This window comes from Enterobacter cloacae complex sp. SYL001, from assembly GCF_049237025.1.
Classification (GTDB): Bacteria; Pseudomonadota; Gammaproteobacteria; order Enterobacterales; family Enterobacteriaceae; genus Enterobacter; species Enterobacter intestinihominis.
The window spans coordinates 1-23,036 of the sequence record NZ_JBMKJI010000004.1 but is presented as its reverse complement, the minus strand read 5'-3'; the positions used below and the strand labels follow the sequence as shown (position 1 = coordinate 23,036).

Annotated in this window: 17 protein-coding genes and 2 pseudogenes; 8 read left to right on the top strand and 11 right to left on the bottom strand. The window is 58.6% G+C overall.

From position 1 onward, the window contains the following. Nucleotides 1-104: 104 nt before the first annotated feature. Complete coding sequence (gene mgtA, locus ACOTZP_RS06255) at nucleotides 105-2,813, top strand: magnesium-translocating P-type ATPase (protein ID WP_199117638.1); 2,709 nt, start codon at nucleotides 105-107, stop codon at nucleotides 2,811-2,813. 210 nt (nucleotides 2,814-3,023) lie between these two features. Beyond that, nucleotides 3,024-5,408 carry a beta-N-acetylhexosaminidase gene (locus ACOTZP_RS06250; protein WP_271075053.1) on the top strand — a complete coding sequence of 795 codons (2,385 nt, stop codon included), beginning with the start codon at nucleotides 3,024-3,026 and terminating at the stop codon, nucleotides 5,406-5,408. 202 nt (nucleotides 5,409-5,610) lie between these two features. Here ACOTZP_RS06250 and gbpA read toward each other — a convergent pair whose 3' ends face one another. From gbpA to ACOTZP_RS06225, 5 genes are all read right to left on the bottom strand, one after another. After that, entirely contained in the window at nucleotides 5,611-7,062 is a 1,452-nt protein-coding gene (gbpA, locus tag ACOTZP_RS06245) for an N-acetylglucosamine-binding protein GbpA (RefSeq protein WP_032625241.1), read from the bottom strand. A 136-nt stretch (nucleotides 7,063-7,198) separates the two neighbouring features. Then, nucleotides 7,199-7,585 (bottom strand): 2-iminobutanoate/2-iminopropanoate deaminase, encoded by a 387-nt coding sequence (gene ridA / locus ACOTZP_RS06240; protein WP_003863373.1) that lies wholly within the window; start codon nucleotides 7,583-7,585, stop codon nucleotides 7,199-7,201. A gap of 73 nt (nucleotides 7,586-7,658) precedes the next feature. Further along, complete coding sequence (pyrI, locus tag ACOTZP_RS06235) at nucleotides 7,659-8,120, bottom strand: aspartate carbamoyltransferase regulatory subunit (RefSeq protein ID WP_003863370.1); 462 nt, start codon at nucleotides 8,118-8,120, stop codon at nucleotides 7,659-7,661. Between the two features lie 12 nt (nucleotides 8,121-8,132). Then, nucleotides 8,133-9,065, bottom strand: coding sequence for an aspartate carbamoyltransferase (gene pyrB, locus ACOTZP_RS06230; protein ID WP_003863368.1), 933 nt, complete (start codon nucleotides 9,063-9,065; stop codon nucleotides 8,133-8,135). A gap of 34 nt (nucleotides 9,066-9,099) precedes the next feature. After that, the gene (locus tag ACOTZP_RS06225) at nucleotides 9,100-9,204 is read right to left on the bottom strand and encodes a pyrBI operon leader peptide (RefSeq protein WP_022646880.1); all 105 of its coding nucleotides are present in this window, start codon (nucleotides 9,202-9,204) and stop codon (nucleotides 9,100-9,102) included. Between ACOTZP_RS06225 and ACOTZP_RS06220 the strand changes: the two are divergent. Continuing rightward, a pseudogene (locus tag ACOTZP_RS06220) lies at nucleotides 9,184-9,301 on the top strand (hypothetical protein). The gene ACOTZP_RS06225 and the pseudogene ACOTZP_RS06220 sit on opposite strands and share 21 nt — an antisense overlap. A 3-nt stretch (nucleotides 9,302-9,304) precedes the next feature. Here the strand turns inward: ACOTZP_RS06220 and ACOTZP_RS06215 are convergent. The 5 genes from ACOTZP_RS06215 to arcA all read right to left on the bottom strand — a co-directional run bounded on the left by ACOTZP_RS06215 (nucleotide 9,305) and on the right by arcA (nucleotide 14,591). After that, nucleotides 9,305-9,784, bottom strand: coding sequence for an arginine repressor (locus ACOTZP_RS06215; RefSeq protein WP_003863366.1), 480 nt, complete (start codon nucleotides 9,782-9,784; stop codon nucleotides 9,305-9,307). 80 nt (nucleotides 9,785-9,864) lie between these two features. Continuing rightward, nucleotides 9,865-11,268, bottom strand: coding sequence for a YfcC family protein (locus ACOTZP_RS06210; RefSeq protein ID WP_003863365.1), 1,404 nt, complete (start codon nucleotides 11,266-11,268; stop codon nucleotides 9,865-9,867). A gap of 46 nt (nucleotides 11,269-11,314) precedes the next feature. Further along, nucleotides 11,315-12,319 (bottom strand): ornithine carbamoyltransferase, encoded by a 1,005-nt coding sequence (gene argF, locus ACOTZP_RS06205; RefSeq protein WP_003863360.1) that lies wholly within the window; start codon nucleotides 12,317-12,319, stop codon nucleotides 11,315-11,317. 129 nt (nucleotides 12,320-12,448) lie between these two features. Further along, nucleotides 12,449-13,360: a carbamate kinase gene (arcC, locus tag ACOTZP_RS06200; RefSeq protein ID WP_022646884.1), complete on the bottom strand. Its 912-nt coding sequence runs from the start codon at nucleotides 13,358-13,360 to the stop codon at nucleotides 12,449-12,451. 10 nt (nucleotides 13,361-13,370) lie between these two features. After that, nucleotides 13,371-14,591, bottom strand: coding sequence for an arginine deiminase (arcA, locus tag ACOTZP_RS06195; protein ID WP_023299194.1), 1,221 nt, complete (start codon nucleotides 14,589-14,591; stop codon nucleotides 13,371-13,373). Nucleotides 14,592-15,266: 675 nt separating this feature from the next. Here arcA and ACOTZP_RS06190 point away from each other — a divergent pair. The 5 genes and pseudogenes from ACOTZP_RS06190 (at nucleotide 15,267) to ACOTZP_RS06170 (ending at nucleotide 22,070) form a co-directional block, all read left to right on the top strand. Further along, the gene (locus tag ACOTZP_RS06190; protein WP_154850253.1) at nucleotides 15,267-15,719 is read left to right on the top strand and encodes a YhcH/YjgK/YiaL family protein; all 453 of its coding nucleotides are present in this window, start codon (nucleotides 15,267-15,269) and stop codon (nucleotides 15,717-15,719) included. A gap of 231 nt (nucleotides 15,720-15,950) precedes the next feature. Then, nucleotides 15,951-16,859 carry a 2-keto-3-deoxygluconate aldolase gene (yagE, locus tag ACOTZP_RS06185; RefSeq protein ID WP_126314525.1) on the top strand — a complete coding sequence of 303 codons (909 nt, stop codon included), beginning with the start codon at nucleotides 15,951-15,953 and terminating at the stop codon, nucleotides 16,857-16,859. A 14-nt stretch (nucleotides 16,860-16,873) separates the two neighbouring features. After that, nucleotides 16,874-18,841, top strand: coding sequence for a xylonate dehydratase YagF (gene yagF / locus ACOTZP_RS06180; protein ID WP_271075052.1), 1,968 nt, complete (start codon nucleotides 16,874-16,876; stop codon nucleotides 18,839-18,841). Nucleotides 18,842-19,067: 226 nt separating this feature from the next. Then, nucleotides 19,068-20,448: pseudogene (locus ACOTZP_RS06175) on the top strand (MFS transporter). Between the two features lie 11 nt (nucleotides 20,449-20,459). Next, nucleotides 20,460-22,070 (top strand): glycoside hydrolase family 43 protein, encoded by a 1,611-nt coding sequence (locus ACOTZP_RS06170; protein ID WP_271075050.1) that lies wholly within the window; start codon nucleotides 20,460-20,462, stop codon nucleotides 22,068-22,070. On the opposite strand, the gene xynR is transcribed toward ACOTZP_RS06170, so the two are convergent. Further along, the gene (gene xynR, locus ACOTZP_RS06165; protein WP_032625583.1) at nucleotides 22,055-22,816 is read right to left on the bottom strand and encodes a DNA-binding transcriptional repressor XynR; all 762 of its coding nucleotides are present in this window, start codon (nucleotides 22,814-22,816) and stop codon (nucleotides 22,055-22,057) included. The genes ACOTZP_RS06170 and xynR overlap by 16 nt on opposite strands. Nucleotides 22,817-23,036: the final 220 nt, after the last annotated feature.

The following is a 23,036-nucleotide window of genomic DNA, read 5'->3' as shown; positions in this document are numbered from 1 at the left end:
AACGTTCATACGTTCCTGCTTGATAAATTAAGTGCCTGACAGGTACGGCTCTGCCACGCCTGCGGGAAAACTGCGTCCGCCTTTGCGGATGCGGGGGAATGACTATGCTGAAAAATATCACCCGGCAGCTGTTCGCGCAGCTGAGCCGCCACCTGCCACATCGCCTGATTGCGCGCGATCCGCTGCCAAATGCCAACACCCTGGCGGGCGCGGAAATCCCCGCTTCCCTGACCGAGCGCTGCCTGAACGTGGCGGCGATGGATGAAAACGAAGTCTGGCGCGCCTTTGGCGGCCACCCGGAAGGGCTGAACGCGCAAGAAGTGTCAAAAATCCGCGAGGAACATGGCGATAACCAGATCCCGGCGCAAAAACCCTCTCCATGGTGGGTCCACCTGTGGCTCTGCTACCGCAATCCGTTCAACCTGCTGCTGACGGTGCTCGGGATTATCTCTTACGCCACTGAAGATCTTTTTGCCGCAGGCGTAATTGCCCTGATGGTGGGGATCTCCACGCTGCTTAACTTTATTCAGGAAGCGCGCTCCACCAAAGCGGCGGATGCGCTGAAAGCGATGGTCAGCAATACTGCCACCGTGTCGCGTGTGATTAACGACCTCGGCGAAAACGCCTGGATTGAACTGCCCATTGACCAGCTGGTGCCGGGCGATCTGGTGAAGCTGGCGGCGGGGGACATGATCCCGGCGGATTTACGCATCATCCAGGCGCGGGATCTGTTCGTCGCGCAGGCGTCACTCACCGGTGAATCCCTGCCCGTAGAGAAGGTGGCGCGGACCCGCGATCCGCAGCAGATGAACCCGCTGGAATGCGACACCCTGTGCTTTATGGGCACCACGGTGGTCAGCGGCACGGCGCAGGCCATTGTCACCGCTACCGGCGGCAACACCTGGTTTGGACAGCTTGCCGGACGCGTCAGCGAGCAGGAGAGCGAGCCGAACGCATTCCAGAAAGGCATTGGCCGCGTCAGCATGCTGCTGATCCGCTTTATGATGGTCATGACGCCGATTGTCCTGCTGATCAACGGCTACACCAAAGGTGACTGGTGGGAAGCGGCGCTGTTCGCCCTCTCCGTGGCTGTCGGCTTAACGCCGGAAATGCTGCCGATGATTGTCACCTCCACGCTGGCGCGCGGGGCGGTCAAACTCTCTAAACAAAAGGTGATCGTCAAACACCTCGACGCCATCCAGAACTTTGGCGCGATGGATATTCTTTGCACCGATAAAACCGGCACCCTGACCCAGGACAAAATCGTGCTGGAGAACCACACCGATATCGCCGGAAAGACCAGCGAACGGGTGCTGTACAGCGCGTGGCTGAACAGTCACTACCAGACAGGGCTGAAAAACCTGCTCGACGTGGCGGTGCCGGAAGGTGTGGATGAAGAGTCTGCCCGCATGCTCTCCGGCCGCTGGCAGAAGGTGGACGAAATTCCGTTCGACTTTGAACGGCGCCGCATGTCGGTGGTGGTCAGCGAGCAGCCGGACGTACATCAGCTGATCTGCAAAGGGGCATTGCAGGAGATCCTGAATGTTTCCACGCAGGTGCGTCATAACGGCGAGATCGTGCCGCTGGATGAGACCATGCTGCGCCGCATCAAACGCGTCACCGATAACCTGAACCGTCAGGGGCTGCGCGTGGTGGCGGTAGCAAGCAAGTTCCTGCCCGCGCGGGAAGGGGACTACCAGCGTATCGATGAATCCGATTTGATCCTCGAGGGTTACATCGCATTCCTCGATCCGCCGAAAGAGACCACCGCGCCGGCGCTGAAAGCGCTGAAAGCGAGCGGGATCACCGTCAAAATCCTGACCGGCGACAGCGAGCTGGTGGCGGCCAAAGTGTGCCACGAAGTGGGCCTGGACGCGGGCGACGTCGTGGTGGGGAGCGACATTGAGCACCTGTCCGACGATGAGCTGGCCGAGCTTGCCCTGCGCACCACGCTGTTTGCCCGCCTGACGCCGATGCATAAAGAACGCATCGTCACTCTGCTGCGTCGTGAAGGGCACGTGGTGGGCTTTATGGGCGACGGCATCAACGATGCGCCAGCCCTGCGTGCGGCGGATATCGGTATCTCCGTGGACGGCGCGGTGGATATCGCCCGCGAGGCGGCAGATATCATTCTGCTGGAAAAGAGCCTGATGGTGCTGGAGGAGGGCGTCATCGAAGGGCGTCGCACCTTCGCCAATATGCTCAAATACATCAAAATGACCGCCAGCTCCAACTTCGGTAACGTCTTCAGCGTGCTGGTGGCGAGCGCCTTCCTGCCGTTCCTGCCGATGCTGCCGCTGCACCTGCTGATCCAGAACCTGATGTACGATGTCTCTCAGGTCGCCATCCCGTTTGATAACGTGGACGACGAGCAGATCCAGAAGCCGCAGCGCTGGAACCCCGCCGATCTGGGGCGCTTTATGCTGTTCTTTGGGCCGATCAGCTCCATCTTTGACATTCTGACCTTCTGCCTGATGTGGTTTGTGTTCCACGCCAACACCCCGGAACACCAGACGCTGTTCCAGTCCGGCTGGTTCGTGGTGGGGCTGCTGTCCCAGACCCTGATTGTGCATATGATCCGCACCCGCCGCATTCCGTTTATCCAAAGCCGTGCCGCATGGCCGCTGATCGTGATGACGGGCATTGTGATGGCGCTCGGGATCGCGCTGCCGTTCTCGCCGCTTGCAAGTTACCTGCAACTTCAGGCGCTGCCGCTGAGCTACTTCCCGTGGCTGGTGGCGATCCTCGCGGGTTACATGGTGCTGACGCAGATGGTCAAAGGGTTCTATAGCCGTCGGTATGGATGGCAGTAAAAACATACCCTCACCCTGACCCTCTCCCTAGAAGGGAGAGGGGATGATTACACCCTCTCCCCTTTGGGGAGAGGGTCGGGGTGAGGAGACTGGCTTTCCTCCCAAATTCAACAACCTGTGATCTCCGTCAGCGCATTCGCTTGACGACAATTTGAGCGCATGTTAACAGAATGTTTTGCCTTTATTTGGCCCGTCAGATAAGGAACATTCATGTTACGGTACAGCCTCTTAACCGCCGGGCTCATGCTCGGCGCCTCCGCCTTTGCCGCCCCGGCAGGCGACCTTCCCTTAATGCCCTGGCCTGCGAAGGTTGAACGCCCGACCACGCAGGGTGCGCTGGTGCTTAACAATCAACTCACCGTGAGCGTCAGCGGCGACGATCTGGGGGATGCGGTCAACCGCCTGCGCCAGCGCATCGCCCTGCAAACTGGCTGGACGCTACAGCCGCAGGCCGAAAAACCTGACAAGCCAACCATCCGTATTTCCATCGCTAAAAAGGTGAAGCCGCAGCCGCTGCCGGACAGCGATGAGAGCTATAAACTCACGGTGGACGCCAACGGCGTAAATATCTCCGCCAACACCCGCTTCGGCGCGCTGCGCGCCATGGAAACCTTGCTCCAGCTGATGCAGAACGGCGCCGAAAACACCTCGATTCCGTGGGTTAGCATTGAAGATTCGCCGCGCTTCCCGTGGCGCGGGCTGCTGCTCGATTCAGCGCGCCATTTCATCCCGTTACCCGATATCAAACGCCAGATCGACGGCATGGCCGCGGCTAAGCTCAACGTCCTGCACTGGCATTTGACGGACGATCAGGGTTGGCGCTTTACCTCGAAGCGTTATCCAAAATTAACCCAGCTTGCCAGCGATGGGCTGTTCTACACCCCGGAGCAGATGCGCGAGATTGTGCGTTACGCTGCCGAGCGCGGCATACGCGTGGTGCCGGAAATTGATATGCCGGGCCACGCCTCGGCGATTGCCGTCGCCTACCCGGAGCTGATGAGCGCGCCGGGGCCGTACGCCATGGAGCGCCACTGGGGCGTGCTTAAGCCAGTGCTGGATCCCACCAAAGAGGCGACCTATACCTTTGCCGACGCGATGGTCAGCGAACTGGCGGCGATCTTCCCGGATCCGTATCTGCATATTGGCGGCGATGAGGTTGACGACAGCCAGTGGAAAGCGAACGCTGCGATCCAGAGATTCATGCGCGACAACAAACTGGCGGACAGCCATGCGTTGCAGGCGTATTTCAACCGCAAGCTGGAGAAGATCCTTGAGAAGCACCACCGGCAGATGGTTGGCTGGGATGAGATCTACCATCCCGATCTGCCGAAAAGCATTCTGATCCAGTCCTGGCAGGGACAGGACGCGCTGGGGCAGGTGGCGCAGAACGGCTATAAGGGCATTCTCTCTATCGGTTTCTACCTCGATCAGCCGCAATCCACCGCCTACCACTACCGCAATGAAATTGTGCCGCAGGGGTTGAACGGCGTGGATGTGATAGCAGACACCGACAGCGTCCAGAGCTGGGCTTTCTCGATGCCGCGTCTGAAAGGCAAGCCGGTGGAAGGCAGCTTTACGCTGGTGAAAGGCGATGCTGGCTGGCGCGGATTCATTGATTTTGCCGGGAAATCGCGTCGGGCGGTGGATAACATTCAGTGGCGGGACGACAATCAGGTAACGTTTACCGTTGATACCTGGATGGGTGAAACGCGTCCGGTCGTTTCTGTTGAGAACGATAAGCTCAGCGGCTATTTCCTGGTGGGTAACGCCCGCTACCCGATTAGCGGCACGCGTCTGGACGAGGTGCCGAAAGGCGTTCCGCCGGTGGTGCCGGACCCGGCGAACGAGGCCAATCTGCTCGGCGGTGAAGCCGCGCTGTGGGCGGAAAACGTGGTCGCGCCAGTGCTGGATATCCGTCTGTGGCCGCGCGCCTTTGCGGTGGCGGAGCGGCTTTGGTCGGCGAAGGACGTCAACGACATCGACAACATGTATACCCGGCTACAGGCGATGGACAGCTGGTCCACGGTATCGGTTGGGCTACAGCAGCATACCCAGCAGCAGATACAGTTCACGCGCCTCGCTAACAATGCGGATACCTTGCCGCTGCAAATCCTCGCCCAGGCGCTTGAACCGGCGCAGTATTACACCCGTCAGCATCTTAAGTTCCAGGCCGGAAACTATCATCAGTTTGAGCCGCTCAACCGGCTCGCTGACGCGCTAAACGCGGAAAGTGCGACCGTGCGTCAGATGAATAAATGGGCTGATCGTCTGGTGAGCGACGCGGAAGACACGGAGAGCGCCGACGCGCTGCGCCACGTCTTTAACCGCTGGCAGAACAACACCAGCGACGTGCTGGCCTTGAGCGAAAACAGCTATCAGTTGAAGGCCATCAAACCGGTGATTCAGGAGGTGGACAAGCTGGCCTCGATTGGCCTGAGGCTGACGGATCTGGTGGCGCGTCAGGGAACGCTGGATGATAAAGAGATCGCGTCGATCCAGAGCGAACTGGATAACGCGGCGACAATCCAGGACGAGGTGGTGATTGCGGCGGTGTACCCGCTGGAAACGCTGCTGCGTGCGACGCGGAATCAGTAGAAAAAAATACCCCTCACCCCAACCCCTCTCCCCATAGGGGCGAGGGGCACTATCGGTACCCTCTCCCCTTTGGAGGGAGGGCCAGGCGAGGGGGCTCTATCGGTACCCTCTCCCCTTTGGAGAGAGGGCCAGGCGAGGGGGCTCGATCCGTTCCCTCTCCCCTTTGGGGAGAGGGTTAGGGTGAGGGGTAAGGTTTTTCCACTCAGTTCTTCAACACCCACGCCTCTTTCCAGTGCGCGCCAACGCCAGGCTCAAACTGGTTTGCGGTTGGGCTGTACTGCACGCAGTAGCCGCTGTACGGGAAAGGCTTACATTCGTAGGTCTTACCGTCTTTTGGCTGTAGTACCACGGTGCCCGCTTTGTACGAGGCGATATTGTCCGGGAAGGTAAAGTCGTGGTGGCCGGTGCTGTCCGCAGCCGCATCGCTTTCCAGCATCAGGTTCAGCACGTCCTGGGCGAACATCGTGCCGTCTTTATTGGTCGCGTAGTATTTCAGCATATGGTGTCCCGCCGTCACGTCAGTCAGCGTCATGGTCACGTCCTGATTGACGTTGTTCATGTCCTGCTTCAGGTAACCTTTTTCCGCACCGTGGTGGTTCATCACGTGCGCTTCAAAATTAACGTCACCCTGCGTGTTGACGTGGAAGGTGACGGTCGCGTTGCCATGTTCGATTTTGCTGTATTGCAGATCGGAAACGGCGATGGTCTCGCTCACCTGCGCTTTTTGCTCTTCATAGGAGATGGCAACGGATTTCAGCGTGCTGCCCTCTTTCACGAATACGCTGTTGGCGCCGTGAACCGGGCTGATGTCACCGGCTTCATCTTTAACACCGACGCGGACATCGCTCTGAGCGGTGTTGATCTTTTGCGCCAGATCGTAAGACCACTGGTTAGCGTCGCCTTGTTCAGCAGAGCCGATGGTCATTTCGGTACGCATGGCGGTCACTTCACCGTTGGCGTCGAAGAAGCGTGCGATAACCTTATCGCCCACGTTCAGGTTATTACCGGCAATCTGGCCGCTCAGGGTTTTGCTCCATTCGGAAACAATCGCAGGCGTTTCGTCCGGGGTTACGTTGCCACCATTCCCGAAATCAACGTCAATGGCCTGATAAAAGCTATTTGAGGTGTCCGCAATTTCCCACACGCCGTAAATAACCTGGTACCCCGTACGCGCAGGAACATTGCAAGTCATAGATTTTGTTACGGCTGGTGCCTGACTATTTCCGTTGATCGTACAGAATGGAGTTAATTCAAATTGATCGCGAGTCAGCGGCTTATTTGGATCCCAGTTTTGTTTGGTGATGTAATAGCGCCAGTTAGTGGTTTTATGCGGTGCAGTATGATGCCAGACGAACTCATGCGGGCCTGCCGTTATTGGGTTTTTGGTCCAGGCATTCAGGCTTTGCTTATCCAGCTGAGAATACTGGGAAATACCTGCACTGGCGAGCTGGCCGTCCGGCGGCATAGCGCCGGTCGGGAAACCGGAAGTTTTTTCCACGCTCTGCGGTTCATACTGTACAGCGCCGCAATCAATATTTTGGCCAAGCTTACACATATAGGCGCGGCTGGCTGGTGATTCAATATAGCCGTGAGCAAATGCCGACGATGCAACGGTCACTGTCGCGAGGGCAAGTGCAATTTTTGAAAGTTTCATTACTCATCCATTATTAGAGAATATTACCGGGTGGAGAAGCTTAATAATGGACGGTGCGATTTGTCATTTTATATGGAGAGTAAAAATAGTCGAAATAAAAAGGACAGCTAAGCTGCCCTTTCTTAATTGAATTGAATTAGCGACGTACGGCAATCGCTTCAATTTCAATTTTCACGTCTTTTGGCAGACGCGCCACTTCCACGCAAGAGCGAGCCGGGAAGGTCGCGTTGTGCTCGGTGAAGAACGCTTCGTAAGTGGCGTTAACGGTCGCGAAATCATTCAGATCTTTCACGAACACGGTGGTTTTGACGATATCGCCCACTTTCAGACCGGCAGATTCCACGATCGCCTGCACGTTTTCTAGCGACTGACGCGCCTGCGCCGCTACGTCGGCTGGCACTTCACCGGTTTTTGGGTTCACCGGGATCTGACCAGAAGTGATGATCATGCTGCCCAGATCAACGCCCTGAACGTATGGGCCGATAGCCGCTGGTGCATTTTCCGTCGCGAGTACTTTGCTCATTTTTTCTCCAGAATTACAGCGTTAAGAATGTTCCCGGCCATTATAACAGCCGGGATTTCATTACCAACCTCAATTAGTTGGCCAGCACCACATAATGAGAAAACTCTTTTTCGCAGTATTTGCATTTGAGTGCGATGTCATTGGCGCGTTTTTTCACTGCGAAACTGGAGGAAACCGGCTCAGCATGACTGATGCAGTTGCTGTTCGGGCAGACCAGCACGCTTTCGATGCGATCCGGCAGGCTTGGGCGGGATTTGCCCACCACGTCGTAATCGTCGATGCGGTTAACCGTGGCGTCCGGCGCGTACAGCGACAGCTGGTTAACCTGCTCGTCGGTCAGGAAGGTGTTCTCGATTTTGATCAGGTCTTTACGGCCCATTTCGCCCGACGGCAGGTTCAGGCCGATGGTGATGCGCTGGTCCGTTTCGGTCAGTTTGAACAGCGTCAGCAGTTTAAAGCCCACCTGCGCAGGGATGTGGTCAATCACGGTGCCACGCTTGATGGCTTCAACCTGGAGTTTGTTATCGTGTGTCATGGTCGTCTCCCCTTACAGAGCTAATTCGCGATTCAGAACCAGTGCCAGTAACGCCTGGCGAGCGAAGATGCCGTTTCCAGCCTGCTGGAAGTACCAGGCGTGCGGCGTTTTGTCCACGTCTGTGGTGATCTCATCGATGCGTGGCAGCGGGTGCAGCACCTTCATATTGTCGCGCGCGCCTTCAAGGTCGCTGGCGCGCAGCACGAACTGCGCCTTCACGTTGGCGTACTCGGACGGATCCAGACGCTCTTTCTGAACGCGGGTCATGTAGAGAATATCCACGTTGCCCATCACCTCTTCGATACTGGCGTGCAGGCTCCACGCGATGCCTTTCTCGTCCAGCATGTCGAGAATGTACTGCGGCATCGCCAGCGCGTCCGGCGCGATAAAGAAGAAGCGGTTGCCGTTAAATTTCGCCAGCGCCTGGGTCAGGGAGTGGACGGTGCGGCCATATTTCAGGTCGCCGACCATGGCGATGTTCAGGTTCTCAAGCGTGCCCTGCGTCTCCTGAATGGTGAACAGATCCAGCAGGGTCTGCGTCGGATGCTGGTTGGCACCGTCACCGGCGTTCAGCACCGGAATGCCGCCGGAAAACTCGGTCGCCAGACGCGCCGCGCCCTCCTGCGGGTGGCGCATCACAATCGCGTCAACGTAGGTACTGATAACCGAAATGGTATCCGCCAGGGTTTCGCCTTTTTTGCCCAGCGACGTGTTGCTGCTGTCCGAGAAGCCCACCACGCTCGCGCCCAGACGGTGCATGGAGGTTTCGAAGGAGAGGCGGGTGCGGGTCGAGGCTTCGAAGAAGCAGCTCGCAATCACCTTGTGCTTCAACAGCTCCGGTTGCGGATTGGCCTTCAGTTTTGCCGCGGTTTCCAGAACCAGTTCCAGCTCTTCGCGGCTGAGGTCGTTTATGGAAATGATGTGTTTTTGATAAAGCGGATTCATGTTTATCTCCTGACGCCGGGCAAAAAAAAGCCCCTCAAATGAGGGGCTCTGGGAATAGGTTTAGCAACGGGAAGAAAAACGGCAGGCCAGCGTCTGATTTCAGACGCGGTAAGACGTTATGTCGTACACGCTTGACCATGCTTCCTCCCGGCAAATTGTCGGGCATTATACGCAGCTCGCTTTTGGGATCAAGCGATTTAATGCACGCTTTACTCAATGCAAACGGTTCTTTGTGAATATTAATGCGTTCTGAGTAAATAATTAATTTGCTTATGTACCAGCGCGGTGCGCTTCACTACGCGGGGCGCGACCCAGACAATACTGCTCCCGGCCACTACACCTAAAATTTCCGGTAACTGGTGATAATCCAGAATACGCGCCACCGCGCGGCCATATCCGGCGACGGTATGGATAAGGATAAATTCGCTGTTGTGCTCCACGCTCACCACCATTTCAGAGACCGTACGCGCCGCGTCGGGGGCCGGGCGCAGCTGGGGATTCAGCGAATAAATCTTTAGCCCTTTGGCATTGCGAATTTTTATGACACCAAGCAACTTGAGCAGACGTGAAACGGTGGACTGGCTGATGGTCTCAAAACCACGCTCCTGTAAGTCGCGGCGGATCTCTTCCTGGGAGAGATAGCTCTTTTCCGCGATCAGACGCTGGCAGACCGTTAGCTGTAGTTGCTCTTTGGGAGAGTACTCTTCGTAATCCATCATAGTTCCCATATCAGTTCCCGAAATAACCGGTGGCACCGCACCGATCCGTAGGCCGGATAAGCGCAGCGCCATCCGGCAAATCACAACAAAGCACCCAGGCTTAACGCCACCATAATCACCACCGTTAAAATCCCCAGCAGCGGCGCGACCCATTTCAGATAACGCACGTAGGGCACGCGGGCGATAGCCAGCCCGCCCATCACGACGGCAGAGGTGGGAGTGATCAGGTTGACGATGCCGGACGCCGACTGGTAAGCCGTAACCACCAGGTCGCGGTTGACGTTAGCGAAATCGGCAAGGGGCGCCATGATCGGCATCGTCAGAACGGCCAGGCCGGACGAAGAAGGCACAAGAAACGACAGCACCACTTCCAGCCAGTACATCACGTTGATGAACGCCACCGTCGACAATCCGGTGACCATTCCCTCGGCGCTGTGCAAAATGGTGTGGGTAATCATGCCCTTATCCATGATCACTACGATACCGCGCGCGATGCCGATTATCAGCGCGACGCCCAGCAAATCTCGCGCGCCGTTGATAAAGGTTGAGGTCAGCTCCTCTTCGCTCATGCGGGCGATCAGCCCGACGATAATGGCACTGGCGAGGAACACCGCCGAAATCTCCGCCATCCACCAGCCCAGCACCGCCACGCCGTAGATCATCACCGCGAAGGCGAGGGCGAAGATCACCAGGATGAGTTTGCGCACCGGGGTAAATTCCAGCGACTGCTCGCCCTTGTTACCGAGAAAGTGGGCGCGATTTTCTTCCTGCTTATCCGCCACGATCGACAGCGACGGATCCTTGCGCACCTTGCGGGCGTAGCGCATTACCCACGCCACGCAGATGATCCAGCCGATCACCAGCAGCGCGATGCGTAGCATGATGCCGTTGGTGAAGGGGATCCCGGCGGCGTTGGCGGCGATCACCGTGGCGAACGGGTTGATGGTGGATCCGAGCGTGCCGATCCCCGCGCCGAGCAGCACGGTAGAGGCCGCAACCACCGGATCGAACCGCGCTGCCAGCATCACCGGCACCAGTAAGGTATAGAAGGGTAGCGACTCTTCGGCCATGCCGTAAATCGTGCCGCCTGCGGCAAACAGCGCCATCAGGATCGGGATCATCCACTCTTCGCGGCCGCGCAGTCGGGTGGTGACGCGCTCGATCCCGGCGTCTATCGCCCCGGTTTTAGTGACGATCCCGAGGAATCCCCCGATGATCAGAATAAACAGCGCCACGTCGATCGCCCCGGCCTGGCCGGACTCCGGATCGTACAGCCCGGCAATCGGCGCCATCAGCACGGAGACGAGCCCCTGCGGGTGCGCTGCCACGTGCGCGTAAGTGCCAGCAACCGGCACTTCTTTGCCGAGCGCCTCGTTCATCGCCATATGGTACTGCCCGGCCGGAACAATCCACGTCAGCACGGCAACCACGGCAATCAGAAAAAAGAGAATGGTATAAGCGGAGGGAAATTTGAACTTGCCCATGATGTTCTCCTGAACCCGGCGCACCCCGCGGCGCGCCGGGCGGTGATTAGTCGCCGAGTGTCGCCACCATGACCGCTTTAATGGTGTGCATGCGGTTCTCTGCTTCGTCGAAGACGATGGAGTTCGGGGATTCAAAGACCTCTTCCGTCACCTCCAGCCCCTTCAGGCCGTACGCCATCTCGATTTCGCGGCCCACTTTGGTATGTTCGTTGTGGAACGCCGGCAGGCAGTGCATGAACTTGACGTTCGGATTACCGGTGGCCTTCATCACGTCCGCATTAATCTGATACGGCTTCATCAGGCTAACGCGCTCGGCCCACGCCTCCTTCGGCTCGCCCATGGAAACCCACACGTCGGTGTAGAGGAAATCGGTGCCCTGCACGCCTTCTTCCACATCGTCGGTGAGGGTGATGCGCGCGCCGGTCTCTTTGGCAATGGCGCGGCACTGCTCAACCAGCCCGGCCTCCGGCCAGAAGGATTTCGGCGCCACAAGGCGGATATCCATCCCCATTTTGGCCGCGCCGACCATCAGCGAATTACCCATGTTGTTGCGCGCGTCGCCGAGGTAAGCAAAGCTCAGCTCCGGCAGGGTTTTGCCCGGAGAGTGCTCCAGCATGGTCATCAGGTCGGCAAGGATTTGCGTCGGGTGGAACTCGTCGGTCAGGCCGTTCCACACCGGCACTCCCGCGTATTCGCCCAGCTCCTCAACGATGGCCTGGCCGTAGCCGCGGTACTCGATGCCGTCATACATGCGGCCCAGCACGCGCGCGGTGTCCTTCATCGACTCTTTGTGGCCAATCTGCGAGCCGCTTGGGCCGAGGTAGGTGACCTGCGCGCCCTGGTCGAACGCGCCCACTTCAAAGGCGCAGCGGGTGCGGGTGGAGGTTTTTTCAAAGATCAGGGCGATGTTTTTCCCGACCAGGGTTTGCTTTTCGCGCCCGGCTTTTTTGGCCGCCTTCAGCTCGATGGCGAGATCGATCAGGTACTGGATCTCCGCCGGGGTGTAGTCCAGCAGTTTCAGGAAGTTGCGGTTTTTCAGGTTGATGGTCATGGGTAAATCCTTTTTAAAATTAATGTCTAAGACCTTACCCCTCACCCCAGCCCTCTCCCCAAAGGGGAGAGGATGTAATCGTCCCCTCTCCCCTTTGGGGAGAGGGTTAGGGTGAGGGGAAATGGGTGCTCAGTTACGAATCAACGTGCCTTTCTCGCCCGCCAGGATCTCCGCGCCGTCGGCCAGCGCGCCGATCCCGGCAATGCCGTTGCAGGCTTCAACAAACTCGCGGCAGGCGGCCACTTTTGGCCCCATCGATCCGGCGTCGAACTGCATGCCTCTGAGCAGTTCCGGCGTGACCTGCGCCAGCGGGCGCTGGGTCGGTTTGCCCCAGTCGAGGTACACCGCGTCGGCATCGGTGAGGATCAGCAGGGCATCGGCCTCGATCTGCCGCGCCAGCAGAGCGGCGGAGAGGTCTTTGTCGATCACCGCCTCAATGCCGCGATAACCGTTGGCGTTTTCCACCACCGGCACGCCGCCGCCGCCGTTGCAGATGACCAGGTGGTCGCGCTGAATAAGCGCCGTAATGGCGTCGCTCTCCACGATGCGCTTCGGCTGCGGAGAGGGCACAACGCGGCGGAAATAGGCCCCGTCGACCTTGAACACCCAGCCTTTTTCCGCGGCCAGCGCTTTCGCCTGGGCTTCGCTGTAGACCGGGCCGATGTACTTGGTCGGGTTGCTGAACGCCGGGTCGGCGGCGTCCACTTCCACCTGCGTGAGCAGGACGCTCACCTCGCGCTGGGGCAGATTGTTTTTCAGCGCCTGCTGGAGCATGTAGCCGATCATTCCCTGGCTTTCTGCACCAAGAACGTCCAGCGGGTAGGGGGTGACTTTGTCGTAGGCGCTGTTTTGCAGCGCCAGCAGCCCGACCTGCGGGCCGTTTCCGTGCACCAGCACCACGCGCCATTGCTCCGTTAAGCCTGCGATGGTGCGGGCGGCCTGCTCGATGTTCTGACGCTGGATGTCCGCTTCCAGCGGCTCGCCGCGCTTGAGCAGCGCGTTGCCGCCAAGGGCCACAACCAGAGTGGGTTTTCGTTCCATGATGGCTCCTTTAAATTCCGTCGCGTTCCAGTGGGCAGCTCATGCAGCGCGCGCCGCCGCGACCGCGCCCCAGCTCGTCGCCCGGGATCGGCAGCACGGTGATGCCCGCCTTGTCGTATTTCTCGTTGGTCCAGACGTTGCGCTCGTAGCCGATCACCACGCCCGGACGGATGGTCAGGACGTTGTTGGCGTCGTTCCACTGCTCGCGTTCGGCTTCAAAGGCATCGCCGCCGGTGGTGATCAGGCGCACCTGGTTAATGCCGAGGGCTTTCTCGATGGCGTGCAGCAGGTCGGTTTCCTGAGTACGCAGCAGACCGCCGCGTCCGTCCGGGGTGAGCGTCCAGCACTGGGCGTCCTTGCGCACCACTTCCGGGTAAACGGAGAAAGTGTCCACGTCGATGTGGGTCATCACGGTGTCGAGGTGCATGCAGGAGCGATGTTTCGGCAGCTCAACGGCGATCACGCGCTCGGCCTGACGATGTTTAAACAAGCTGTTGGCGAGGAACTCCACGCCCTGCGGCGTCGTGCGCTCTGACATGCCGATCAATACCGCCCCGCGGCCAATCACTAATACGTCGCCGCCTTCCAGGGTGGCGTGGTCGTAATTAATATTCTCGTCGCCGAAATACTTAATAAACTCGCCATCGGCAAATGCGGGGTGCCAGCGATATATTGCGCGCAGATTATTGGTTTCGCGCTGGCGGGCGGGTTTCGCCATCGGATTAATGGACACGCCGTTATAAATCCAGCAGGAGGTATCGCGGGTAAATAAGTGGTTCGGCAGCGGTTTCATAATAAAATCATTCGCCGTGTGGGTATCGACCACCATATTTTTAATAGCCGCCGGAATTTCGCCGTAGGTTAATCCGCCGCTTAATCGGCGCGCCAGTTCGCGGTGCGGCATATCCGCCAGCCAGCCGCGGACGTCGCTGGCAAAGGCTGGGCCGAGGCGGTAGTCGGAGATTTGTGTTTCAAGAAGCCAGGCTTTTGCTTCGGCAATATCAAGCGTTTGCGTAAGAAGGTCGGTCAATAGCAGGACTTCCACACCCTGCTCGCGCAGCGTGTTTGCGAAGATATCATGCTCCTCTCCCGCCCGCTCAACCGAGAGCACGTCATCAAATAACAGCTCCTGACAATTCGATGGCGTTAAACGTTTAAGACTTAAATTAGGACGGTGTAGCATAACGCTACGCAATTGACCAATTTCAGAACCGACGTAATGCTTTTCCATAATTATTCCTTTAACTGTTTTTCAGAATAAAAAGGGCATGCGCCATGTGATGTGTTTAATTTCATGGCGGCTAAGCTCAATTGATTTCGTGATTCATAGTAGGCGCTTAAATAATGGTTATTGTGACGCTGCTCACGCGAAAACCCATATTGAGCAGTTTATTTTCAATTGCATGATTCGTATCAGATAATGATTAATTTCATATTGTTGAGGGATGAATAGCTAAGCAGGAACGGGTGGCAATATTTGAGGTTGTTATTGTTTTGTAGAATTACATGCTTTGAAATATTTAGTTATGCTGTTGATTTTAATGAATAAAATTTTTCCTCGAGAATAGCTATGCAATAATGACAGTTAACTATTTTTCACTTAAGAGAAATCGATAAATAATTATGGATTTTTAAAGGAAATAACCGAAGTGATAAAGTGTGATGCAACAACAGGTTTTGTGAGTTACGTTTTAAATTCAGCGAGTTAGATAAGTTGCGTAAAGCTTATGAAATGAGGTTATGCATAACGACTGCATAAATGCCTTTATGTAATTAACAGTGAATTAACACATTTTCCGATAAACATGCGCTGGCGCAAATCTTGTCTAAAAAGGGCTGGTATGGGAGAGGCGATTCTCGTATAAAAGATAAAAATGAAACAATGTTTTGATTTGAGGGTTGTATCATGATTATTGGCAATATTCATCATCTCCAGTCCTGGCTACCAGAAGAGCTGCGCCAGGCCATTGAGCACGTCAAGGCCCACGTCACCGACGCGACGCCGTCCGGCAAGCACGACATCAGCGGCAACAGCCTGTTTTATCTGGTATCGGAGGACATGACCCAGCCGTTCGCCGAGCGTCGCGCTGAATACCATGCACGTTACCTGGATATTCAGATTGTGCTGAAGGGTCAGGAAGGGATGACCTTCAGCACCCTGCCGCACGGCACGCCGGACACCGACTGGCTGGCGGACAAAGACATCGCGTTCCTGCCCGAAGGCGAGCAGGAGAAAACCGTGGTGCTGAGCGAAGGGGATTTTGTGGTGTTCTGGCCGGGCGAAGTGCATAAGCCGCTGTGCGCGGTGGGTGCACCTGCTAAGGTCAGGAAAGTGGTTGTTAAGATGCTGGTGGAGTAACCCTTACCCCTCACCCCGGCCCTCTCCCCAAAGGGGAGAGGGTGTTAAAGTTCCCTCTCCCCTTTGGGGAGAGGGTTAGGGTGAGGGGAACAATATGTGATCCAGCTTAAACTTCCCGCACTCCCTCCTCATCTCCCATTTACCTGCGCTTTTTCTCCGTCATAGTATGATCGTTAAATTAATGAACACTGTTCTATAATATAGAACAAAATGATTCAGCAAGGAGATCACATGCCGCAGTCCGCGTTGTTCACGGGTATCATTCCCCCTGTCTCCACCATTTTTACCGCCGATGGCCAGCTCGATAAACCGGGCACCGCCGCGCTGATCGACGATCTGATCGCTGCGGGCGTCGACGGCCTGTTCTTCCTGGGCAGCGGCGGCGAGTTCTCCCAGCTCAGCGCCGAAGAGCGTAAATCCATTGCCCGGTTTGCGATCGATCATGTCGATCGTCGTGTGCCGGTCCTGATCGGCACCGGCGGCACCAACGCCCGGGAAACCATTGAGCTGAGCCAGCACGCGCAGCTGGCGGGCGCGGACGGCATCGTGGTGATCAACCCTTACTACTGGAAAGTGTCGGAAGCGAACCTGATCCGCTATTTCGAACAGGTGGCCGACAGCGTCACGCTGCCGGTGATGCTCTATAACTTCCCGGCGCTGACCGGGCAGGATCTGACCCCGGCGCTGGTGAAAACCCTCGCCGACTCGCGCAGTAACATCGTCGGCATCAAAGACACCATCGACTCCGTCGCCCACCTGCGCAGCATGATCCACACCGTTAAAGCGGCCCATCCACACTTTACCGTGCTCTGCGGCTACGACGATCATCTGTTTAATACCCTGCTGCTCGGCGGTGACGGGGCGATCTCGGCCAGCGGTAACTTTGCTCCGCAGGTGTCGGTAAATCTTCTGAAAGCCTGGCGGGATAAAGACGTGGCGAAAGCGGCTGAGTATCATCAGACCCTGCTGCAAATCCCGCAGATGTATCAGCTGGATACGCCGTTTGTGAACGTCATTAAAGAGGCGATCGTGCTCTGCGGTCGTCCAATTTCTACGCACGTCCTGCCACCAGCCTCGCCGCTGGACGAGCCGCGTAAGGCGCAGCTGAAAAACCTGCTACAACAGCTCAAGCTCTGCTGAGCCGGACGATAACGATGACCATTGAGAAAATTTTCACCCCACAGGACGACGCGTTTTATGCGGTGATCACCCACGCGGCGGGTCCGCAGGGCGCGCTGCCGCTGACTCCGCAGATGCTGATGGAATCCCCCAGCGGCAACCTGTTCGGCATGACGCAGAACGCCGGGATGGGCTGGGACGCCAACAAGCTGACCGGCAAAGAGGTGCTGATTATCGGTACTCAGGGCGGCATCCGCGCCGGAGACGGACGCCCGGTTGCGCTGGGCTACCACACCGGACACTGGGAAATCGGCATGCAGATGCAGGCGGCAGCGAAGGAGATCACACGCAACGGGGGGATCCCGTTCGCGGCCTTCGTCAGCGATCCGTGTGACGGCCGTTCTCAGGGCACGCACGGCATGTTTGATTCCCTGCCGTATCGTAACGACGCGGCGATCGTGTTTCGTCGTCTTATCCGCTCTCTTCCGACGCGGCGGGCGGTGATCGGCGTGGCAACCTGCGATAAAGGGCTGCCCGCCACCATGATTGCGCTGGCCGCGATGCACGACCTGCCGACCATTCTGGTGCCAGGCGGAGCGACGCTGCCGCCGACCGTGGGGGAAGATGCGGGCAAGGTGCAGACCATCGGCGCGCGCTTCGCCAACCATGAACTCTCCTTGCAGGAGGCCGCCGAGCTGGGCTGCCGCGCCTGCGCGTCGCCGGGCGGCGGGTGTCAGTTCCTCGGTACGGCGGGCACCTCGCAGGTGGTCGCCGAAGCGCTGGGTCTGGCGTTGCCGCACTCCGCGCTGGCCCCGTCCGGACAGGCGGTGTGGCTGGAGATCGCCCGCCAGTCGGCGCGGGCGGTGAACGAGCTGGATAACCGCGGCATCACCACGCGCGATATCCTTACCGATAAAGCCATTGAAAACGCGATGGTGATCCACGCGGCGTTCGGCGGCTCCACCAATTTACTGCTGCACATTCCGGCCATCGCACACGCGGCGGGCTGCACGATCCCGGACGTTGAACACTGGACGCGCGTCAACCGCAGGGTGCCGCGCCTGGTGAGCGTGCTGCCCAACGGCCCGGACTATCACCCGACCGTGCGTGCCTTCCTCGCGGGCGGCGTGCCGGAGGTGATGCTCCACCTGCGCGATCTCGGCCTGCTGCACCTGGATGCCATGACCGTCACCGGCCAGACGGTGGGCGAGAACCTCGACTGGTGGCAGAGCTCGGAGCGCCGGGCGCGCTTCCGCCAGTGCCTGCGCGAGCAGGACGGCGTGGAGCCGGATGACGTGATCCTGCCGCCGGAAAAAGCAAAAGCGAAAGGGCTGACCTCGACGGTCTGCTTCCCGACGGGCAACATTGCGCCGGAAGGATCGGTGATCAAGGCCACGGCGATCGACCCGTCGGTCGTCGGTGAAGATGGCGTTTACCGCCACACCGGCCAGGTGCGGGTGTTTGTCTCGGAGGCGCAGGCGATCAGGGCCATCAAGCGGGAAGAGATTGAGCAGGGCGATATCATGGTGGTGATCGGCGGTGGACCGTCCGGCACCGGCATGGAGGAGACCTACCAGCTCACCTCCGCGCTCAAACACATCTCGTGGGGCAAAACGGTGTCGTTAATCACCGATGCGCGCTTCTCGGGCGTGTCGACGGGCGCCTGTTTCGGCCACGTGTCGCCGGAGGCGCTGGCGGGCGGGCCGATAGGCAAGCTGCGCGATAACGACATCATTGAGATTGCGGTGGACCGCCTGACATTAACAGGCAGCGTAAACTTTATCGGTACCGCGGACAACCCGCTGACGCCGGAAGAGGGCGCGCGCGAGCTGGCACGGCGGCAGGTGCATCCGGACCTGCACGCTCACGACTTTTTGCCGGACGATACCCGGCTGTGGGCGGCACTGCAGTCGGTGAGCGGCGGCACCTGGAAAGGCTGTATTTATGACACCGATAAAATCATTGAGGTAATTAACGCCGGTAAAAAAGCGCTCGGTATTTAATTATTTTGTGAGAGACAATCGTCTGCGGAAAATAGTCCGCGGGCGGTTTTTACGTGTCTGTAATTTACTAATTTAAACAATAAGTTGCGATATATCGTTGACGTCACAAAAGCGAAATAACGTAATTCAGAAATAAGATATGACCATTGCTGGTTAATTGAACAGCTCATTACACTCCATTAACACGATGTTGTAATTCAGCACACTACATAAGGGTGTAATTCTGATGACGCAATTAACCATGAAAGACAAAATTGGCTACGGGCTGGGTGACACCGCCTGCGGCTTCGTCTGGCAGGCCACGATGTTCCTGCTGGCCTATTTCTACACCGACGTGTTTGGCCTCTCCGCGGGCATTATGGGGACGCTGTTTTTAGTCTCCCGCGTGCTCGACGCCGTGACCGACCCGCTGATGGGGCTGCTGGTAGACCGCACCCGCACGCGGCATGGCCAGTTTCGCCCGTTCCTGCTGTGGGGCGCATCCCGTTCGGCATCGTCTGCATGCTGACCTTCTACACGCCGGACTTCTCCGCGCAGGGCAAAATCATCTACGCCTGCGTGACCTATATTCTGCTGACTCTGGTCTATACCTTCGTTAACGTCCCGTACTGCGCCATGCCGGGCGTCATTACCGCCGACCCGAAAGAGCGTCACGCCCTGCAGTCCTGGCGTTTCTTCCTCGCCGCCGCGGGGTCGCTCGCCATCAGCGGCATCGCGCTGCCGCTGGTCAGCATCATTGGCAAAGGCAACGAGCAGGTGGGTTATTTCGGCGCCATGTGCGTGCTGGGGCTGAGCGGCGTGGTGCTGCTCTACGTCTGCTTCTTTACCACCAAAGAGCGCTACACCTTTGAGGTGCAGCCGGGTTCGTCAGTGGCGAAAGACCTTAAGCTGCTGCTGGGCAACAGCCAGTGGCGCATCATGTGTGCCTTCAAGATGATGGCGACCTGCTCCAACGTGGTGCGCGGCGGGGCGACGCTCTACTTCGTGAAATACGTGATGGATCACCCGGAGATGGCGACCCAGTTTTTACTCTACGGCAGCCTTGCCACCATGTTCGGCTCGCTCTGCTCCTCCCGTCTGCTGGGCCGTTCGACCGCGTTACCGCCTTCAAGTGGATCATCGTCGCTTACTCGCTGATTAGCCTGCTGATTTTCGTCACCCCGGCGGAGCACATCGCGCTGATTTTTGCCCTCAACATTCTGTTCCTGTTCGTCTTTAACACCACCACGCCGCTGCAGTGGCTGATGGCCCCTGACGTGGTGGATTACGAGGAGAGCCGCAGCGGACGCCGCCTCGACGGGCTGGTGTTCTCCACCTACCTGTTCAGCCTGAAGATTGGCCTGGCGATTGGCGGGGCGGTGGTGGGCTGGATCCTGGCCTGGGTGAACTACTCCGCCAGCAGCAGCGTGCAGCCGGTCGAGGTGCTGACCACCATCAAAATTCTGTTCTGCGTGGTGCCGGTGGTGCTCTACGCGGGCATGTTCATCATGCTTTCGTTCTACAAGCTCACCGACGCCCGCGTGGAGGCCATCAGCCAGCAGCTGATCAAGCACCGCGCGTCGCAGGGCGAGGCCGTTCCCGACGCTGCGACAGCCGCATCCCATTAACCGGAGGCAACATGGAAATTACTAACCCGATACTCACCGGCTTCAACCCGGACCCGTCCCTGTGCCGTCAGGGCGAGGACTACTACATCGCCACCTCGACCTTCGAGTGGTTCCCGGGCGTGCGCATCTACCACTCCCGCGATCTGAAAAACTGGTCGCTGGTCAGCACCCCGCTGGACCGCGTGTCGATGCTGGACATGAAGGGCAACCCGGACTCCGGCGGCATCTGGGCACCGTGCCTGAGCTACGCCGACGGGAGGTTCTGGCTGCTCTACACCGACGTGAAGATTGTCGACTCGCCGTGGAAAAACGGCCGCAATTTTCTCGTCACCGCGCCGTCCATCGAGGGGCCGTGGAGCGAGCCGATCCCGATGGGCAACGGCGGGTTCGATCCCTCCCTGTTCCACGACGACGATGGCCGCAAATACTACCTCTACCGCCCGTGGGGGCCGCGCCACCACAGCAACCCGCACAACACCATTGTGATGCAGGAGTTTGACCCGCAGACCGGCACGCTCTCGCCGGAGCGCAAAACGCTGTTTACCGGCACGCCGCTCTGCTACACCGAAGGGGCGCATCTTTATCGCCACGCGGGATGGTACTACCTGATGGTTGCCGAGGGCGGCACCAGCTACGAGCACGCCGTCGTGGTGCTGCGCGCAAAAACCATCGACGGGCCGTACGAGCTGCACCCGGACGTGACGATGATGACCAGCTGGCACCTGCCGGAGAACCCGCTGCAAAAGAGCGGCCACGGCTCGCTGCTGCAGACCCACACCGGGGAGTGGTATATGGCCTACCTCACCAGCCGCCCGCTGCGCCTGCCCGGCGTGCCGCTGCTGGCCTCCGGCGGGCGCGGCTACTGCCCGCTGGGGCGCGAGACCGGCATCGCCCGCATTGAATGGCGCGACGGCTGGCCGTACGTGGAAGGCGGCAGGCACGCGCAGCTGACCTTGAAAGGCCCGCAGATGGCGGAGCAGCCTGTAGCCGTTCCGGGCATCTGGCGGGACGATTTCGACGCCAGTTCGCTCGACCCGGAACTGCAGACCCTGCGCATTCCGTTCGACGATACCCTCGGCTCGCTTACCGCCCGCCCGGGCTACTTACGGCTCTACGGCAACGACTCGCTCAACTCGACCTTTACTCAGTCGACCGTGGCGCGCCGCTGGCAGCATTTCACCTTCCGGGCCGAGACGCGGATGCAGTTCTCGCCGGTCCACTTCCAGCAGAGCGCGGGGCTGACCTGCTACTACAACAGCAAAAACTGGAGCTACTGCTTTGTGGATTACGAGGAGGGGCAGGGCAGAACGATTAAGGTTATTCAGCTCGACCACAACGTGCCGTCGTGGCCGCTGCACGAGCAGCCGATTCCGGTGCCGGAACAGGCCGAGAGCGTATGGCTAAGGGTGGACGTGGATACGCTGGTCTACCGCTACAGCTACTCGTTCGACGGCGAGACGTGGCACGCCGTGCCGGTGACGTATGAGGCGTGGAAGCTGTCGGACGACTACATCGGCGGACGCGGCTTCTTCACCGGCGCGTTTGTGGGACTGCACTGCGAGGACATCAGCGGCGACGGCTGCCACGCGGACTTCGACTACTTCACCTACGAGCCGGTATAGCCCAGTGCGCGTGAGAGCTCAAGCCCGGCCTGCTGAAGCTGCTCGCGGAAATTAGCCAGCTCGGCATCGTCCACGCGCGAGGTCAGGGTCGACAGGCTCAGGGCGGCAATCACGCGGGATTCGTGGTTCCACACCGGCACCGCCACGCAACGCACGCCCTGCTCGTTCTCTTCGCTGTCCAGGGCATAGCCTTGTTCGCGGGTCTGCGTCAGGGCAGTCATTAACGCTTCCCGGGAGGCGAGGGTGGAAGGGGTAGAGGTGGTGTACTGATAGCCCTCCAGCAGGGTGTTCAGCTCGGCCTCGCCCAGCCAGGCAATCAACACCTTGCCGATGGCGGTGGCGTGAACCGGCAGGCGGCGGCCAATGCGCGAATAGGCTATGGCGGCCAGCTTGCCTTCAATCTTCTCGATATAGACCCCTTCACGACCGTCCAGGATCCCCAGATGGGTGGTCTGCCCGGTCCGCTGGGACAGCTCCGTCAGCCAGCCTTTCGCCTTCTGGCGAATATCGATGGAGCCCACGACGAAATGACCGCGCTCAACCAGCTTCATGCCGAGGCGATATTTGCCGTTCTCCGGGTTCTGATCAATATAGCCGTGAAGCTGCAGGGTTTTCAGCAGCGAGTGGAGGGTACTCTTGCTCAGCCCCATCAGTTTGCTGATGTCGGTGATCTTAAGCTCGGTGGCCTGCTCGTTGAACAGGTCGAGGATCTGCAACGCACGTTCAACAGACTGAATAATCGGCATAATGCTGGCATGTCCACGCTGGAATGAAGGCGAAAACGTACCTTTTTCGGGGTGAAAAATCAATGAAATGGCGCCGGTGTTCTCCCTCTCCCCGTGGGAGAGGGCCGGGTGAGGGCATAAGGCCGCAGCGTTGCCTGATTCGCCCGGCGGCGCTACGCTTGCACGGGCCTACGGGTTGTGTTTTCTCCCTCTCCCTGTGGGAGAGGGCCGGGGTGAGGGC